Annotated in this window: 15 protein-coding genes; 1 reads left to right on the plus strand and 14 read right to left on the minus strand. The window is 62.6% G+C overall.

Annotation, left to right across the window (positions count from 1 at the left end; genetic code table 11):
- Nucleotides 1-5 precede the first annotated feature (5 nt).
- Nucleotides 6-1,160: an MFS transporter gene (locus tag AC1Q6Y_RS25665; RefSeq protein ID WP_090456711.1), complete on the minus strand. Its 1,155-nt coding sequence runs from the start codon at nucleotides 1,158-1,160 to the stop codon at nucleotides 6-8.
- A 452-nt stretch (nucleotides 1,161-1,612) separates the two neighbouring features.
- Between AC1Q6Y_RS25665 and sstT the strand changes: the two genes are divergently transcribed.
- Nucleotides 1,613-2,845 carry a serine/threonine transporter SstT gene (gene sstT / locus AC1Q6Y_RS25670; RefSeq protein WP_492625423.1) on the plus strand — a complete coding sequence of 411 codons (1,233 nt, stop codon included), beginning with the start codon at nucleotides 1,613-1,615 and terminating at the stop codon, nucleotides 2,843-2,845.
- 164 nt (nucleotides 2,846-3,009) lie between these two features.
- Here the strand turns inward: sstT and AC1Q6Y_RS25675 are convergent, their stop codons facing one another.
- The 13 genes from AC1Q6Y_RS25675 to AC1Q6Y_RS25735 all read right to left on the minus strand — a co-directional run bounded on the left by AC1Q6Y_RS25675 (nucleotide 3,010) and on the right by AC1Q6Y_RS25735 (nucleotide 16,565).
- Complete coding sequence (locus tag AC1Q6Y_RS25675) at nucleotides 3,010-3,519, minus strand: DUF1993 domain-containing protein (protein ID WP_154861387.1); 510 nt, start codon at nucleotides 3,517-3,519, stop codon at nucleotides 3,010-3,012.
- Between the two features lie 204 nt (nucleotides 3,520-3,723).
- Nucleotides 3,724-4,599 (minus strand): SDR family oxidoreductase, encoded by an 876-nt coding sequence (locus tag AC1Q6Y_RS25680; RefSeq protein ID WP_489338903.1) that lies wholly within the window; start codon nucleotides 4,597-4,599, stop codon nucleotides 3,724-3,726.
- A gap of 162 nt (nucleotides 4,600-4,761) precedes the next feature.
- Entirely contained in the window at nucleotides 4,762-5,910 is a 1,149-nt protein-coding gene (locus tag AC1Q6Y_RS25685) for an acetyl-CoA C-acetyltransferase (RefSeq protein ID WP_492625424.1), read from the minus strand.
- Nucleotides 5,911-6,077: 167 nt separating this feature from the next.
- Entirely contained in the window at nucleotides 6,078-7,133 is a 1,056-nt protein-coding gene (locus AC1Q6Y_RS25690) for an acyl-CoA dehydrogenase family protein (RefSeq protein WP_492625425.1), read from the minus strand.
- Between the two features lie 10 nt (nucleotides 7,134-7,143).
- A complete protein-coding gene (locus tag AC1Q6Y_RS25695) occupies nucleotides 7,144-8,310 on the minus strand; it encodes an acyl-CoA dehydrogenase family protein (protein ID WP_492625432.1) in 1,167 nt (388 codons plus the stop codon).
- A gap of 10 nt (nucleotides 8,311-8,320) precedes the next feature.
- Nucleotides 8,321-9,076, minus strand: coding sequence for an enoyl-CoA hydratase family protein (locus AC1Q6Y_RS25700; RefSeq protein ID WP_090456721.1), 756 nt, complete (start codon nucleotides 9,074-9,076; stop codon nucleotides 8,321-8,323).
- A 9-nt stretch (nucleotides 9,077-9,085) separates the two neighbouring features.
- Complete coding sequence (locus tag AC1Q6Y_RS25705; RefSeq protein WP_492625426.1) at nucleotides 9,086-10,153, minus strand: NAD(P)H-dependent flavin oxidoreductase; 1,068 nt, start codon at nucleotides 10,151-10,153, stop codon at nucleotides 9,086-9,088.
- Nucleotides 10,154-10,155: 2 nt separating this feature from the next.
- The gene (locus AC1Q6Y_RS25710) at nucleotides 10,156-11,028 is read right to left on the minus strand and encodes an enoyl-CoA hydratase (protein WP_492625427.1); all 873 of its coding nucleotides are present in this window, start codon (nucleotides 11,026-11,028) and stop codon (nucleotides 10,156-10,158) included.
- A gap of 23 nt (nucleotides 11,029-11,051) precedes the next feature.
- A complete protein-coding gene (locus tag AC1Q6Y_RS25715; RefSeq protein WP_492625428.1) occupies nucleotides 11,052-11,840 on the minus strand; it encodes a CoA-transferase subunit beta in 789 nt (262 codons plus the stop codon).
- Between the two features lie 12 nt (nucleotides 11,841-11,852).
- Complete coding sequence (locus AC1Q6Y_RS25720) at nucleotides 11,853-12,734, minus strand: CoA transferase subunit A (protein WP_492625429.1); 882 nt, start codon at nucleotides 12,732-12,734, stop codon at nucleotides 11,853-11,855.
- A gap of 11 nt (nucleotides 12,735-12,745) precedes the next feature.
- A complete protein-coding gene (locus AC1Q6Y_RS25725; protein WP_492625430.1) occupies nucleotides 12,746-13,642 on the minus strand; it encodes a VOC family protein in 897 nt (298 codons plus the stop codon).
- Between the two features lie 478 nt (nucleotides 13,643-14,120).
- Nucleotides 14,121-15,242 carry an LLM class flavin-dependent oxidoreductase gene (locus AC1Q6Y_RS25730; RefSeq protein WP_090456732.1) on the minus strand — a complete coding sequence of 374 codons (1,122 nt, stop codon included), beginning with the start codon at nucleotides 15,240-15,242 and terminating at the stop codon, nucleotides 14,121-14,123.
- A gap of 138 nt (nucleotides 15,243-15,380) precedes the next feature.
- Nucleotides 15,381-16,565: an acyl-CoA dehydrogenase family protein gene (locus AC1Q6Y_RS25735; RefSeq protein ID WP_492625431.1), complete on the minus strand. Its 1,185-nt coding sequence runs from the start codon at nucleotides 16,563-16,565 to the stop codon at nucleotides 15,381-15,383.
- Nucleotides 16,566-17,062: the final 497 nt, after the last annotated feature.

Raw genomic sequence — 17,062 nt, forward strand, 5'->3', positions numbered from 1 at the left:
GACACTCAGGCGCAGACTTCCCGGGGCTTGAAGGTCATCAGCGCGATGGCCAGCAGGATCGAGGCGAGGATGAACGCCGCAGCAGCAAAGCCAAGGCCTTGCAGGCCGACGCTGTCGATTACCCGGCCACCGATCATCGCGCCCAGACCGATACCGAGGTTGGCCCCGGCGATGTTCAGCGAAGCGGCGAACGCTGGCGCTTCGGGCGCAGCTTTCATCAGACGCACATGGCTGACCAGGAACAACGCTGCCTGGGTCACGCCCCAGATGCCCATCGCTGCTGCCAGACCCAGCGGCGAGTGGATGTTCGGCACCAGCGCCACCAGGCCGGCAATCATGAACGCACAGAACATCATCGACGCCATCAGCGGATGACGATCCACCGCACGGCCACCCAGGGAGTTGCCGATCAGCCCGACCGCACCAAAGCCCATCAGGCACCAGCCGACCACGGTGCCGTTGAAACCGGCCAGTCGCTCAAGGATGTCCGCCAGATAGGTGTACGCGGTGAACATGCCGCTGAACACAATCACTGACAGCAGCACGTGACCGAGCATCAGCGGGCTGCGCAGGATCTTGAACTGCGAGCGAAAGCTCACCTGATGCTGGTGCAGGTTGGTCCTGGGCAGATAGATAAACAGCAGCAACGCCTTGGCAAAGGCGATGACCGCCAGAATCGCGAAAGCACTGCGCCAGCCGAACGCATCGGAAATCAGCGTGCCCACGGGAATGCCGAACACCGTGGCGCAAACGATGCCGAAGCCGATCTTGGCGATGGCGCGACCGGCGTAATCCGGCCCGACGATGTCCACCGCCGTTTCGCTGGCCAAGGCCCAGAACACTGGCAACCCCAGCGCCGGGATCAAGCGGGCAAACGCCATCACCCAGATGTTCGGCGCCAGCGCCGCGACCGTGTTGGCCAGGCCAAACATGATCAGCACCGAGATGAACAACTTGCGACGCTCGAAGCGGGCGAAATACGCCGTCAGGAACGGCCCGAACGCGGCCACGGTGAAGGCGAACAGGGTCACCAGCAAACCGGCCTGCGGGATGCTGACCTCCAGGTCCCTGGCGATAGCCGGCAACAGGCCAACAATGATGAATTCCGTGGTCAGCACCGTGAAGCCGGCGGCGGACAACAGAAGAATGGGCAGCAGCATGCAAAACTCCAGAAAACGAAAACACCAGCGATAGCCCGAAGGCCCACTGGCAGACATGAAAATGAGGATGGCGAATCTTAAAAGAGTGTTTTCGGATGCGGTTGCACGAACCTGCAATTCGCGTTGAAGACCAGGGTGGCAGTTCGTCACAGGTCTGAAAGATCGTTCCTGCGCTGTGATAAAGTCCGCGCCCTGAAAAACGTACACCCTGTGATCAATGCCGATCATTTAAGGGGCAAAACCTGTGGGAGCGAGCTTGCTCGCGATGGCGGACCGTCAGACAACGCAAGTGTCGACTGTGCCAGCGTCATCGCGAGCAAGCTCGCTCCCACAAGGAATGCGGTGTTCTACACCCTGTATTCCCCTCCCGGTTTCCGGTCTGCGGCCTGCCCTGCTTGTTGCTGCAACTGCGACGAAACCATGCACTTATAAAAATTCAGAGATGCCGTTTTATGACAGCTTCATCCCCTTCTCTATTGCAACGCCTTAAACGCCTGAGCCTGGTCACACAGATCGTGATCGGCCTGATCGCCGGTATTGCCCTGGCGCTGTTTGCCCCCGACATGGCGAAGTCCACGGCGTTCATCGGCAAAGTGTTTGTCTCGGCGCTCAAAGCCGTCGCGCCGATCCTGGTGTTCGTGCTGGTCATGGCGTCGATTGCCAACCACAAGCACGGCCAGGAAACCCACATCCGGCCGATTCTGTTCCTGTATCTGCTGGGCACTTTCGCCGCGGCCGTCGTGGCGGTGGTTGCCAGCATGACGTTCCCGTCGAGCCTGGTGCTGTCGACCCAGGACGTCGCGGTCACTGCACCAGGCGGGATTGGCGAAGTGTTGCAAAGCCTGTTGCTGAGCGTGGTCGATAATCCGGTCAGCGCCCTGATGAATGCCAATTTCATCGGCATCCTGGCGTGGGCCATCGGTATGGGTATTGCCATCCGCCACGCCGGCGACACCACCCGTGAAGTGCTGGGCGACCTGTCCAACGGCGTGACGGTGATCGTGCGCCTGGTGATCAGCTTCGCCCCGCTGGGCATCTTCGGCCTGGTGGCCTCGACCCTCGCCACTTCCGGCTTCGGTGCGCTGATCGGCTACGCGCAGCTGCTGGCCGTGCTGCTGGGCTGCATGCTGTTCGTGGCGCTGGTGATGAACCCGCTCATCGTGTTCTGGAAACTGCGCCGCAACCCGTACCCGCTGGTGCTGACCTGCCTGCGCGAGAGCGGCATCACGGCGTTCTTCACCCGCAGCTCGGCGGCGAACATTCCGGTCAACCTGGAGTTGAGCAAGCGTCTGGGCCTGCACGAAGACACCTACTCGGTATCGATCCCGCTGGGCGCGACCATCAACATGGCGGGTGCTGCGATCACCATCACCGTACTGACCCTGGCGGCCGTGCACACCCTCGGCATCACCGTGGACGTTCCGACGGCGATCCTGCTGAGCGTCGTCGCGGCGATCTGCGCCTGCGGTGCTTCCGGTGTAGCCGGTGGTTCGCTGTTGCTGATTCCACTGGCGTGCAGCCTGTTCGGCATTCCGAGCGAAATCGCCATGCAGGTGGTGGCGGTCGGTTTCATCATCGGCGTGTTGCAGGACTCGGCGGAAACCGCGCTCAACTCGTCCACCGATGTGCTGTTCACCGCGGCGGCTTGCCTGGGTGAAGAGCAAAAAGCCGAACGCCTGGCCTGACCCCCTCCCCCTGTAGGAGCGAGCTTGCTCGCGATGGACGTCAACGATAACGCGTACTTTCTGGATAAACGCGTTGTACTCGGGTTCATCGCAAGCAAGCTCGCTCCTACAAAAAAAGCCCGCCAAGGCGCAAACCTTGGCGGGCTTTTTTGTACCCGGACGGTTTAGAACGCGCCCATGTAGTCGCGCTTGCCCACTTCCACGCCGTTATGGCGCAGCAGTGCGTAAGTGGTGGTGACGTGGAAGAAGAACTGCGGCAAGCCGTAGGTCAGCAGGTAGGACTGGCCACTGAAGCGCTTCTCTTTAGGCGTGCCCGGACGGGTGACGATCTCGATGCCTTCCTTGCCGTTGATCTGCTCCGGCTTGATCGAGCCGATGAAGGCCAGTGCCTTGGCAATCAACGCTTGCAGTTCGGCGAAGGTGGTTTCGCTGTCGTCGTACTTCGGCAGCTCGACTTCAGCCAGACGACCGGTAACACCCTTGCTGAAATCAACGGCGATCTGCACCTGACGCACCAGAGGGAACATGTCCGGGAACAGGCGCGCTTGCAGGAACGCGTTAGGGTCGATGTTTTTTTCGGTGGCGTGAGCCTCGGCCTTTTTCAGTACATCGCTCAGGGCGTTGAGCATTTGCTGGAAAACAGGCACGGAAGCGTCGTACAGGGAAATGGTCATGGCAGGTCTCGTATGGTGACTGGAGGGATCGCAGGTAACCTGTAGGAGCGAGCTTGCTCGCGATGGACGTGAACGATAACGCGTTCTGTCTGAATAAACGCGTAGCGCTGGAGTCCATCGCGAGCGAGCTCGCTCCTACAGGTGATCAGCGTTGGAACGTGGGCCGATTATAGCCATGCACACGCCTCCCGAGACCGGTCTTTTTCAGCTGCCGTAAACTTTGGCCGCAGGAACCGCCTGCGTCATCAGTTGAGCGACGGCATCGCCCATCTCGCCGACCGCCCAGCGGCCCTGGCGATCCAGTTGCGGACCACGGCGCCAGCCGTCGGCGATCGACAACTTGCCGCCCTCGACTTCGAACATCTGCCCGGTCACCTCGGCGGAAGCCTCGGAGCCGAGCCACACCACCAGCGGCGCAACGTTTTCCGGGGCGAAGTAGTCAAAGCCCTCTTCAGGCTTTTTCATGGTGTCGGCGAACACTTGCTCGGTCATCCCGGTGCGCGCGGCTGGCGCCAGGGCGTTGGCGGTGATCCCGTAGCGGCGCAGTTCAGCCGCCTGCACCAGCGTCAGCGAAGCAATACCGCCCTTGGCTGCCGCGTAGTTGGACTGACCGATGGAGCCCTGCAAACCGGCGCCGGAGCTGGTGTTGATGATCCGCGCATCGACCTTTGCGCCGCCCTTGACCTGCTCACGCCAGTACTTCACGGCGTGGCTGGAAATGCAGAAGTGACCCTTCAGGTGCACCGCTACCACGGCGTCCCAGTCGGCTTCGCTGAGGCTGGCGAACATGCGATCGCGGCAGATGCCGGCGTTGTTGACCACCACGTTCAGGTCGCCGAACGTTTCGATGGCCTGGCGCACGATCAAGCCCGCCGAGTCATAGCGGGTGATGTCGTCGCTGTTGGCCACGGCACTGCCGCCCTGGCCGAGGATTTCGCCGACCACGGCCAACGCCGCTTCACGGTTGATGTCGTTAACCACTACTTTTGCGCCTTCGGCGGCGAAGGCCAACGCGTAGGCACGGCCCAGACCACCGCCGGCACCGGTGATGATCACGACGCGGTTTTCACAGATTTTCATGTTCTACATCCTTCAAATTCATCACGGGTCGCCACAATCCCCTGTAGGAGCGAGCCCGCTCGCGATGGTCGTTAACGAATACGCGAGGTATCTGAATAACCGCATCGTTCTTGAGTCCATCGCGAGCAGGCTCGCTCCTACAGGATCGGTGTGCATCCTGGTTTACAGGCGTTCGATAATCGTCACGTTGGCCTGACCGCCGCCTTCGCACATGGTCTGCATGCCGAAGCGTCCGCCGCTGCGCTCCAGTTCATGCAGCAAGGTGCACATCAAGCGGGTGCCGGTGGCGCCCAATGGATGTCCGAGGGCAATCGCGCCGCCATTGACGTTGGTCTGTTCGTGGGGGTAGCCAGTCTCTTTCAACCAGGCCATGGCCACCGAGGCGAAGGCTTCGTTGATCTCCACCCGGTCAATGTCTTCGAGCTTCATGCCGGCGCGCTTGAGTGCGTAAGCGGTGGCCGGGATCGGCGCGGTGAGCATCCAGATCGGGTCTTCGGCGCGCACGCTCAGGTGATGGATGCGTGCCCGTGGCATCAGGCCGTAACGCTTGAGCGCCGCCTCCGAGACGATCAGCATCGCGCTGGCCGCGTCGCAGGTCTGGCTCGACACCGCGGCGGTGACCCGGTCACAGCCAAACAGGAATTCCAGCTCGGCCATTTTTTCCAGGCTGGTCTGGCGCGGGGTTTCGTCATGCAGCACACCGGCCAGCGGCACGATCTCGCGGTTGAAGCGGCCTTGCTCAATGGCCTGCAAGGCACGTCGATGGGACTCAAGCGAATAGGCTTCAAGTTGCGCCCGGGACAGGTCCCACTTTTCGGCGATCATCTGCGCCGAACGGAACTGCGTTGGGGGTTGCGCGCCATAGCGCCGCACCCAGCCTTCGGAACCGCTGAACGGATCGGTGAAGCCCAATGGTTCGGCGGCGATCATCGCCGAGGAAATCGGGATCTGGGTCATGGTCTGCACGCCACCGGCGATGACCACGTCCTGAGTGCCGCTCATCACCGCCTGGGCGGCGAAGTGCACCGCTTGCTGGGACGAACCGCACTGGCGATCGATGGTGGTGCCCGGCACCGATTGCGACAAGCCGGCCGCCAGCCAACTGGTGCGGGCGATGTCACCGGCCAACGGGCCGATGGTGTCGACACAGCCGAAGATCACGTCGTCGTAATCCTCGTCGGGAATGGCATTGCGCTCGACCAGCGCGCGCAATACGTGGGCGCCCAGGTCGGCGGCGTGGATCTGGCTCAGACCACCTTTGCGCCGCCCGGTGGGCGTACGCAGGGCGTCGACTATGTAGGCTTCAGGCATGGTCTACCTCTGTGAAAAATTGAAATCTGGTATTGAGTGCGCCGAAAAACCTGTGGGAGCGAGCTTGCTCGCGATTGCGTCAGTTCAGTCGACAAAAATGTTGAATGTGCTGCCGCCATCGCGAGCAAGCTCGCTCCCACAGGGATGTAGTCACCCTTACTGACGGGTTAGAACGTACTGCCCGCACCTAGCGCGGGTTGCACGTCGAACAGCACAGCGCGAATCCGCCCTTTGTGATGGCCGCGATCGCCCCAGACCTTGTCCAGCGCCCAGGCGCGCTTCATGAACAGATGCAAGTCGACTTCCCAGGTGTACCCCATGGCGCCGTGGGCCTGGATGGTGTTCTTCGCCGCAAGCATGGCCGCTTCCGCCGTTGCCAGCTTGGCGTGGGAGACGAATACGTCCTGATCTGCCTGCTGCTCTGCGAGCGCATAGGCGGCGCGATACAGCGGGCCTTTAGCGAACTCGATCTGCACCGCGACGTTAGCCATCAGATGCTTGACCGCCTGGAACGACCCCACCGGTTTGCCGAACTGCTTGCGCTCGAAGGTGTAGTCCACCGCCAGGTCGACCATGCGCTTGGCCAGCCCGAGCAATTGCGCGGCACTGGCGAGGGCGCCACGGTTGAAGGCTGCGGCCCACAAACGTCGGCCCTGTTCACCGCTGGCAACACAGGTGTCCGGTGTTGGCGTCCACTCGACCTGGTACAACTGACGGCTCGGGTCGACCGACTCATTGCGGGTCAGACGCACGGCATCACGCTCCAGCGCATGCACTTCATCGCCATGGGCCAGCAACAGCAGATCGGCGACATGGGCATCGCTGACCAGCGGATTACCTGGCTCGGAAACCGCGAGACGTGCACGGCCCTCGGCCACTCGCGACAGCCATTTTTGTTTGAGCGGGGCGTGTTGCTCATCCAGGGCGGCGAGCAACGGCACGCCGACCAGCATGGTGTCCACCAGCGGCTCAGGCAGACCGGCGTAACCGCATTCCTGGGCAATCAGCACGAAGTCCAGCTCATTCATGCCCATGCCGTCCTGTGCCTCGGGCACGGTCAGGGCGGTCAGGCCCAGTTCCACCAATTGCGCCCAGAGTTGCTCACTGCGCCCGCTGTCGCTCTGCCACAGTTCGCGAATGCGTTCCGGGGTAACTTCGTTGATCAGAAAGCTGCGGACGTTGTCCTGAAACAGCAGTTGGTCGCGGCTGAAACTAAAGTCCATGGTCTACTCCTCAGGCACGCGGCATGCCGAGCATGCGTTCGGCAATGATGTTGCGCTGGATCTCGTTGGTGCCGGCGTAGATCGGCCCGGCCTGGGCAAACAGGAAACCTTCCAGCCAATGGCCGACGTCACCGGCGGCAGGGGCATGCGGCAGCAGTTCGCCACGCAAACCGAGAATGCTCATGGCGGTGTCGTGCATGCGCTGGTCGAGTTCGGACCAGAAGATCTTGTTGGTCGACGATTCCGGCCCGATCTTGCCGCCCTGCACCAGCTGCGAGGCGGTCATGTAGGTGCCCAGGGTGTAGGCCTCGGCATCGAGCCAGGCGCGCATCACTGCTTCGCCAATGGCCGGGTCGCGGTCGGCCTGCTCGCGGTTGGCCTGGTACAACTGCACCAGACGCCTGGCGGTTTCCTGGAAGCGCGCAGGCGAGCGCAGCAGCAAACCGCGCTCGAAACCGGCGGTGGACATCGCCACGTGCCAGCCCATGCCTTCACCACCGAGGGCGTTCTCCACCGGCACCTTGACGTCGTCGAAGAAAATCTCGGCGAAACCCGGCAAGCCATTGAGCTGCGGAATCGGCCGCACGGTGATCCCCGGTGTGTTCAGCGGCAGCAGGATGAACGTCAGGCCGTGATGGCGCTGAGACTGCGGGTCGGTGCGGAAAATACCGAACGCCCAGTCAGCCCACACCGCGCGGGTCGACCAGGTTTTCTGGCCGTTGATCACGTAGTGGTCGCCCACCCGCTCAGCCTTGGAGCGGATCGCCGCCATGTCGGAACCGGCGCCCGGCTCGGACCAGGCCTGGGCCCAGATGTCTTCGCCGGTGGCCATGCGCGGCAGGAATCGCGCTTTCTGCTCTTCGCTGCCGTACTCCATCAGGGTCGGGCCGAGCAGGAAGATGCCGTTCTGGTTGACCCGTGCCGGCGCCCCGGAACGGTAATATTCCTCTTCGAAAATCAGCCACTCGATCAGGTCGCAGCCACGGCCACCGAGTTCGGTCGGCCAGGTGACCATGCCCCAACGGCCTTCATTGAGCTTGGCTTCCCAAGCGCGGTGCTCGGCAAAACCTTGCTCGGTGTCGAACGATTGCAGCGGTTCACTCGGTACATTGGCCGCCAGCCAGGTCCGCGCATCAAAGCGAAAGGCCTGCTGGGCCGGGGTATAGGTCAGGTCCATGGATATGCCTTCAGCCGTTGAATCGGGCATCGCGTTTCTCGACGAACGAGTCGCGTGCTTCCTGAGAGTCCAGTGAGCGGTAGGCTTCGAGGGTGAAGCCCTGCTCCCAGCGGTATTTGTCTTCCAGATTGCCGTCTTCGATGCCGCTCAGCGCTTCCTTGGCCAGGCTGATCATGCCCGGGCTCTTGGCGGCGATGGTGCGGGCGATCTGCAACGCGGCTTCGCGCAAGTCTTCGCGCTTGACCACCCGCTCCACCGCGCCCAGGCGGTAAGCTTCGGCGGCGTCGATGGCCTCGCCGGTGAAGTACATGTGGCGGACTTTCTGCACCGGGAACAGCCGCTGCAAATGCGCACCGCCACCCATGGCCCCGCGATCCACTTCCGGAACGCCGAAGGTGGCGCACTCGGACGCGACGATGATGTCGGCGGCGCCGCAGATACCGATGCCGCCACCGAGCACGAAACCGTGCACGGCGACGATCACCGGTTTCGGATTGCGGTGGATCGCCTTGAAGCTGTCGTAGTTGCCCTTGTTCACCGCGACGATCAGGTTGCCGTCGGCGGCCAGTTCCTTGATATCGACCCCGGCGCAGAAGCCGCGACCTTCGGCCCTGATCAGGATCACCCGCACCTCGGCATTGCGCCCCAGGCTTTCGATTTCGCTGGCGATGTCGGCCCAGCCCTGGCAGTTGAAGGCGTTGACCGGTGGCCGGTCGAACACCAGTTCCGCGATGCCGTTATCGATACTCACGCTAAATGGTTTCATGCTTTCCCCTTACGACACACGGCGGCACAGCTCGCCCAGGCGCACTTCGGCGTCGCGGACGATCTGTTCAATCAATTGGGCGCAGCTGGGCAAGCTGTCGATGGAGGCGGCGATCTGCCCGGCGGGCAAGACGCCCGCGGCCGGTTGCCCATCGACCATGGCTTTCTGGATCACCATCGGCGCGTTGGCGGCCATGATGCTTTGCGCGGCGGTCAGCTCCCCGGCGCCGCGCATCTTCAAGGCACTGCCGAGCAACTGGGTCAGGCTCATGCCGGTGTGGCGGCGGTAGGCCAGGCCACTGCGCAATGCCAGCAACAGGCGCTTGAGGCCGCCGCTGTTTTCCAGTTGGTTAAGCAATTCGTTGCGGATCATCCGTTGCGGCATGCCGTCGATGGCGCGACTGATGATGATCGCCGCCGGGTCCTTGACCGCCAGGTAACGCGCAAGCGTCGCCTGGGGCACCGGGCTGTCGGCGCACATCAGGAAGCGCGTACCCATGGCGATGCCTTCGGCGCCGTAGGCCAGGGCCGAAACCAGGCCCCTGCCGTCCTTGAAACCGCCGGCCGCCACCACGGGCACCGACACCGCATTGACCACTTGATCCAGCAGCATCGAGGTCGGCACGGAGCCGGTATGCCCACCGCCCTCGCCGCCCTGTACGGTCACCGCATCGGCGCCCATTTCCACGGCTTTCTGCGCGTGCTTGAGCGCGCCCACCGTGGGAATGCACACCACGCCGGCGTCCTTCAGGCGACTGATCATTTGCTTGCCCGGCGAACGGCTGTAGCTGACCGCCCGGACTTTGTGACGCAACACCAACTCGACGATCTCGCCGGCGTTGGCCTGGTACATGTGGAAATTCACCCCGAACGGCTGATCGGTCAGGCGCCGGGCTTCGATAATCGCCGCTTCCATCTGCTGCGGTTCGATGGTCGCCCCGGCCAGGAAACCGAAACCACCGGCATTGCCCGTGGCCGCCACCAGTTTCGGGTCGGCGACCCAGCCCATGGCGGTCTGGATGATCGGATAACGGCACCCGAGCAGTTGTGTCAAACGGGTATTCAACGAGATCGCCATGCTCACGCCTCGCCCGTTTTACGCTGGGAACTGGCCATGGCCTTGGCGTCGTAGCCGCCGAGGCGGTCGCCGGACACCAGTTCGTTGTGGGCATGAGCGAAGTGATGCAGACCGAACACCATGTCCATGGTCGCGCGCTTGCCCATCAGGTCTTCGGCGTTGTTCACCGCCTGCTTGCTCAGTTGCAGGCCCAGGCGCGGCATCTGTGCGATGCGCCCGGCGATGTCGAGGGTCTGTTGTTCCAGCTCGTCGCGAGCAACCACCCGATTGAGCATGCCCATCTGATAGGCACGCGGTGCCGGCATGCGCTCGCCGAGGAACAAAAATTCCTTGGCGATGCGTGGATTCAACTCGTGCACGTGGGCGAAATACTCGACCCCGGGAATGCCCATGCGCACCACCGGATCGGCGAAGTAAGCATCCTCGCTGGCCACGATCAGGTCGCAGACCCAGGCCAGCATCAACCCACCGGCAATGCACGCGCCCTGGACCATGGCGATGGTCGGCTTGGGCATCTCGCGCCAACGGCGGCACATGCCCAGATAGACTTCCTGCTCACGGGCATACAAAAACTCGCCGCCCGGTTTGTTCACATGGTCGTACCACAGGCTGGCGCGGTCGAACGTCTTGTCGACATCGCGGCCCGGGGTGCCGATGTCATGCCCGGCGGAGAAATGCTTGCCGGTGCCACGCAACACAATGACCTTCACTTCATCGTCATCGCAGGCCCGGCGAAACGCCGCGTCCAGCGCATAGGTCATCTGCGAGTTCTGCGCGTTGTGGAACTCGGGGCGGTTCATGGTGACCAGGGCCACCGCGCCACGCACCTCGTACAGCACCACCTCGGCCTGATTGTTATCGTTATGTTCAGCCATCACTTTTCTCCGCAACGCGTTGCTCAGCGTTGGCCTGGCGGGTTGTCTTTGAGTTGCAGGGCGCGCAGGTTGTGCGGGTCCAGACGCTGGATCAGCTGCAACTGCTCGGCCGTCGGCGCGGCAGTGGTCGGGCAATCGTCCGGCACGTGCAGCTCGAAGCCGGTGTTGTCCTGGACTTGCGCCGCCGTCACGCCGGGGTGCAGCGAACGGGTGCGCATCTGCCGTTGCGGACCCTGGAAATCCAGCACGCAGAGGTCGGTGATGATCAGGCGGATGTCGATGTCGTTCAGCGACCAGCCCCGTGCCAGTCGGGCCGGGTTGTAGCCGACCGAGGCGACCATATCGACCTCGCCTTCGACGAATACCCGGCGGTTGTGGCTCGGCACGCAAAACGAGTTGGCGTGGCTGATCGAGTTACCGGGAAAACCGCGTACACCGAGCATCTGCGCCTTGGGTTTGGCGTAGTCGCCGATGCAGGAAATGTTGGCCTGACCAAAGCGGTCGATCTGGGTCGGGCCCACCAGGGCATGGCGCTTTCCGCCCCAGACGTTGTCGAAAATCCGCGAAAAACCCATCCAGCTGTCGCGCTTGGGTTCATAGCCTTTGCGCGCGCCCAACGGCACGGGCTCGGCAACCATGTAGGCTTCGGAGTCGGTCATCAGCAGTTGCGGGTTGCTGGTCAGCATGGCCAGCGAAGCGGCCAGACGCGGAATCACGCCGATGCCGGAAGCCAATACTTCGCCGTCTTCGCGCCAGGCTTCGGAGGCCGCGCAGATCATCAGTTCGGCGAGGCTGTAATCAGTAGTGCTCATCGGAAGGTTCCCTTAGAAAATCGGCAACGGCAGTTCACGGATCGCAGCCAGGCCGCCGACCTTTTCCAGATACTGTTCGTGGGTGCAGTCGACGTAGTCGCGGACATAGCCCTGCCAGCCATCGGCCGCCTGGACCGTGGCGTTGTAGGCCTTGAAGTGCGCGACGTCGAAACCGTACAGCGGCGCGCACGAAGACGGATGCGCCCCGCCCGGCACATGGGCCACGGCGGTGGTCAGGTTGCGTTCCCAGAACACCTGATGCGCGTGGGCGCTGTCCTGATGGAAATACTCGCTGTCGACCAGCTCATCGCAGGTCACGTAGCTGTGGGTCGCGGCCCGCACGAACAGGTCGTCCATGTAGTGATCCGGACCGCTGATCTGGCACACGCCGCGTGCATCGGCACGGTCGACGTGCACCAGCGCCGCGTCGAGCTTGAGCGCCGGCATCGCCACCCAGTCCTTGCCATCGGTATAGGGCGAGGCGATCAACTTGATCTGGCGGTTGTGGCGCAACACATCGGTGCCCAGGCCCACCGCCGTCGGAATGAACGGCACATTCATCGCCGCCGCGCGCAGACCGAGCAGCAGCATGCCTTCATCGATCTCCATCACTTCCAGCGCCGCTTCCTGGCGCGCCTTGCGGAAGTACGGTTCCAGCGGAATAAAGTCCAGGGAAACGAAGGCGAACACCAGTTTCTTGATCTTGCCGGCCGCGCAGAGCATGCCGACATCGGCACCGCCGTAGGCAACCACGGTCAGGTCCTTGAGGTCCGAGCGCAGGATCTCGCGCACCAGCGCCATCGGCTTGCGCCGCGGGCCCCAGCCACCGATACCGATGGTCATGCCGTCACGCAGTTGGCCGACGATCTCGAAGGGGGTCATTTGCTTGTCCATCGTCATGTTCCTCATTGGCGACCGACACTGAAGTCGTGGCCCCAGTGGCTGACCACGGTGCTTTCGAACGGCGTGTGGCGGTCCCAGTCGACCACCAGGCCATCGCAGCCGTATTCCAGGTCAAACCCGGACGGGGTCTTGATATAGAAAGAAATCATCTGGTCGTTGGTGTGCTGACCGAGGGTGGCCGACAGCTTCACGCCATTGGCGTGGACGCGGTCCAGGGCGCGGCCGACTTCGTCCAGCGCGTTGACCTCGACCATCATGTGCACGCAGCCGTGGGGCATCGGGCACTCGAAAATCGCCAGCGAGTGGTGGCGGCCGTTGTTGCAGTGCAGGAAGTGAATACGCTTTTGCGGCTCGGCCGGGTCCGGGGTGAAGCGCACTTTCATCAGGTCCGACAGGCCAAAACCCATCACCTGCTCGTAGAAGTCGCGGCAGCGCTCGAAGGCAGGTGCCGGCAGCACTACGTGGCCCATGCCCAGTTCGTTGGTAACGAACCCTTTGACGCCCACCGGCGAGACGAAACGGGCGAAGTCCTGCAACGGGCCCCAGAAGATTTCGTGACGGTTGCCATCCGGGTCGCTGAAGTGCACCAGCTCCTGAACCTTGCGCAGCTCGGCCTCGGCCGCGGTGCCACGGGTCACTTGCACGTCGGCCTGTTGCAACTCGCTGACCGCCTGCTCCAGCGCCGCCTTGCCGGCCACTTCCCAGCCGCAGGCACCGAAGCCGTTCTCGACGTTCTTCTGCACCAGGATGCGGTAGTGGCGCTCGTCCATCTTCAGGTACAGGTGCGCGTCGTCATCAGAGCCGATGACCATCATGCCCAGCACCTGGCTTGCGTAGTGGCGCCATTGCGCCAGGTCGCTGGATAACAGGGTGACGTAACCCAGACCACGGATATCCATGGATGCACTCCTCGTTTTTCTCAGGCGGTGCCGCCCTTCGGCGACTGCCGGGGGAGACTTTATGTAGGGCCTATTCAAACGGGTTCGGGGAGGGGCAACATCGTCCAATGGGACTAGCGGAAATGATGGCGCGGAACCTGAAAAACCTGTGGGAGCGAGCTTGCTCGCGATGGGGCCATACCACTCAACATCGATGTTGAATGCAAGACCGCCATCGCGAGCAAGCTCGCTCCAACAAAGGGGCATGTGATGGTCAAGTTAGTGCAGGCATAAAAAAACGGGCCTTGGGGACCCGTTGGAAAGTTGGCCTGACGTCCGTGCCAGGCCTGAAATGCGTTCAACTGTAGGAGCGAGCCTGCTCGCGATGGTCGCCAACGATAACGCTGCAAGCCTGGCACCCCGCGGCGTTCTCAGGTTTATCGCGAGCAGGCTCGCTCCTACAAGGGGTATGCGGTGTTCATGCCTTATGTGGCAGGACTCAGCCCTTGCGGAAATGCGGAATCACCTTCTCGCCAATGTTCTTCAAGGTCTCCAGCTGCGCCCACTGCGGCACGGTGCCCATCTGACAGATGAACAGGATTTCGTCGGCGCCGGCATCGATCAGGCGCTGCACGTACCCGATGCAATCCTCGACGGTGCCGTAGGCGTGGTTCGGGTTCATCATGGCCATGGTCGGGTCGGAGAAGTCGACACTGACTTCTTCAGAAGCGAAGCGCGACTTGATCACGCTCTGGCCATTGCCATCGACGAAGGTGTCGTCCTTCCACTTCTCCGGATCCGGACGCTCGCCACCGCCGTACCAGTAGCCCAGCGACTCCATGAAGTAACGCTGGCCACGGATACCGATGCGGCGCGCTTCTGCGTTGTCGTCCAGCACGATGGCCGGGCACAGCGCGGCAATGTGACGGTTAGGGCGGAAGCCCACTTGCTTCTTTTCATCGCGGTTGTCGTAGGCCGTGTGATACACCTCAACCTTCTTGGCGATCTCTTCCGGGCCACCGAAACCCAGCACCAGCGCGCCCATGCCACGACCGCCGGCATTTTTCAGCGACTCGGTGTTGGTGCACGCCAGGTACATCGGCGGGTGCGGGTCCTGATACGGCTTTGGATGGATCGGACGCTTGGGGATCTGCACGAAGTCGCCGTTGTGCTCGATCTCGTCCTGCACGAACATTTTCGGAATCAGGTACATCATCTCGTCGATCTGCGGCTGCAAGGTCGCCAGGTCGTAGCCGAAGGTGCCGGCTTCCTGCTGGGTACCGCCCTTGCCCACGCCAAAGTGCACACGACCCTTGGACAGCAGGTCGAGGGTGGCGATACGCTCGGCGACCTTGACCGGGTGGTTCATCGCCGGAGGCAGGCAGACCACGCCGTGGCCGATACCGATGCGCTCGGTTTTACCGGCCACGAAAGCCAGCATGGTTTCCGGCGCGGACATGTGCGAGTAGTTGCTCAGCGCCGTGTGTTCCACGCACCAGAAAGTGTCAAAACCCAGCTTGTCGGCCAGCACGGCCTGCTCGACGGTGTCTTCGAAAATCTTGCGGTCGCCTTCGCGGCTGGAGTCCACCGTCTGGGCTTCGTAAATCAGGGAAAATTTCATGGTTGATCCTTGTGCTTATTTGGATGCGCAGTCGGCGCCGTAGACCTTCGCCTTGCCGCCAATGCTCGGGCATCGGCGGGGCGCTCGAATCACGCAAACGGACTAGCCCGATTCATAGAAAAGAGCTGTACGCCAGCGTCAGAGGAAAAAGTCGCTGCTGTCCTGCCCCATGCTGACCCCGCCGAGGTTCCAGGCGTACTTGGCCGGGCTGTTGGCGACGTGGGCGCGACCAGTGTGAATATCGCGGAACGCACGGTTGATGGGATGGCTGCGGAAGATCGTCGAGGCGCCGCTGTTGAACATCAGGTCACCAGCGGCCTTGGCGCACTTGTCGGCCACCAGCGCCGAGTCGTAACGCATCTTCACCCGCTCGGGCATGCTCAACGGCTCACCCTTCTGCGCGCGCTCCAGCATCAGGGCGAAGTTGCGATGCAGCACGGTCTTGCACTCATCGACGCAGACCATGGCGTTTGCCAGCGCCGATTGCGCGGCCGGGTCCTGGACCATCTTGCGGCCGTCATTGACCCCAACCCGGGCGCGGTTGTGCTCGACAAACTGATCCACCGCGCCTTGCAGGGCACCGATGGCCGAGGACGAAACCGCACGCACGAAAATCTGCCCGAATGGCAGGCGGAACAACGGCGCGGTGTTGACCGCATTGCCCGGACTGTTCTGCATGAAACCGTCGAGGGCGCGATGGGTGCGGTACTCGGGAACGAAGGCGTTCTCCACCAGAATGTCGTGGGAGCCGGTGGCTTCCAGGCCCATGACGTTCCAGTTGTCGAGAATCTGGTAGTCGCTGCGCGGCACCAGGAACGTCCGGTAATCCGGCGCCCCGCCTGCATCTGCCGGCGGCACCAGCGCACCGAGGAACGCCCACTCGCAATGCTTGCTGCCGGAGGAAAAGCCCCAGCGACCGCTCAACTTGAAACCACCCTCGACCCGCTCGACCTTGCCCACCGGCATATAGGAAGAGGAGATCAGCACGCTGGAATCACTGCCCCAGACATCCTGCGCGGCGCGGTCGTCAAACAGCGCCAGTTGCCAGTTGTGGATCGCTACCACCCCCAGTACCCAGGCCGAGGACATGCAGCCTTCGGCAAGGGTCATCTGTACGTCGAAGAAATCCTTGGGCTCCAGCTCATAGCCTTCCCAACGGGACGGTTGCAGGATGCGAAAGAACCCGGCGTCCTGGAAATCCTTCAGGGTTTCTTCGGGCAACTGGCCTGCTTGCGCGGCATTCAGGGCACGTTCACGCAGGATCGGCACCAACTCGCGGGCACGTTGGCTCAGACGCTGGCGAATCAGGTCTTGGTTGAGCATTTTTATTGTTCTCCTTTGTTCACCCCATCCGCCGGGGCGCGCGTGCAACGGGGCGGGTGTAGCGCCCCTACACTGGCATTCAAACAATGCGCAACGCAGGGGACATCCCTCAAACGGACCATGTGGGATTGGGGAACTGGTCTTTGGCGGTGTATCTGGACGGGATGTGTTGCTTGGCAGGCTGCCATCGCGAGCAGGCTCGCTCTCCGGTCTCCGGTTTTACTCGGGACTTGTGGCCACTGAAGATCCCTGTGGGAGCGAGCTTGCTCGCGATGGCTTTGTGTCAGGCGATAAGTGTTTTGTGGGTGTACATATCCGTTGCTGCGGTAACGGCCACTCAGGGTTCCGCCCTTACGGCGGGTCACTTGGAAAAGCCCCAAGTAACCAAGGGCTCCTGCCCCTTTCGTTCGGTGCCTCGCTTAGGCTCGGCATGCCCTCGCTCCGGTCCTGCTCCGTGGGCCCGCCGCCATCGGCCATCCATGGCCGGGGGCGGCTAA

The organism is Pseudomonas sp. GW823-FHT06E10 (assembly GCF_058794995.1).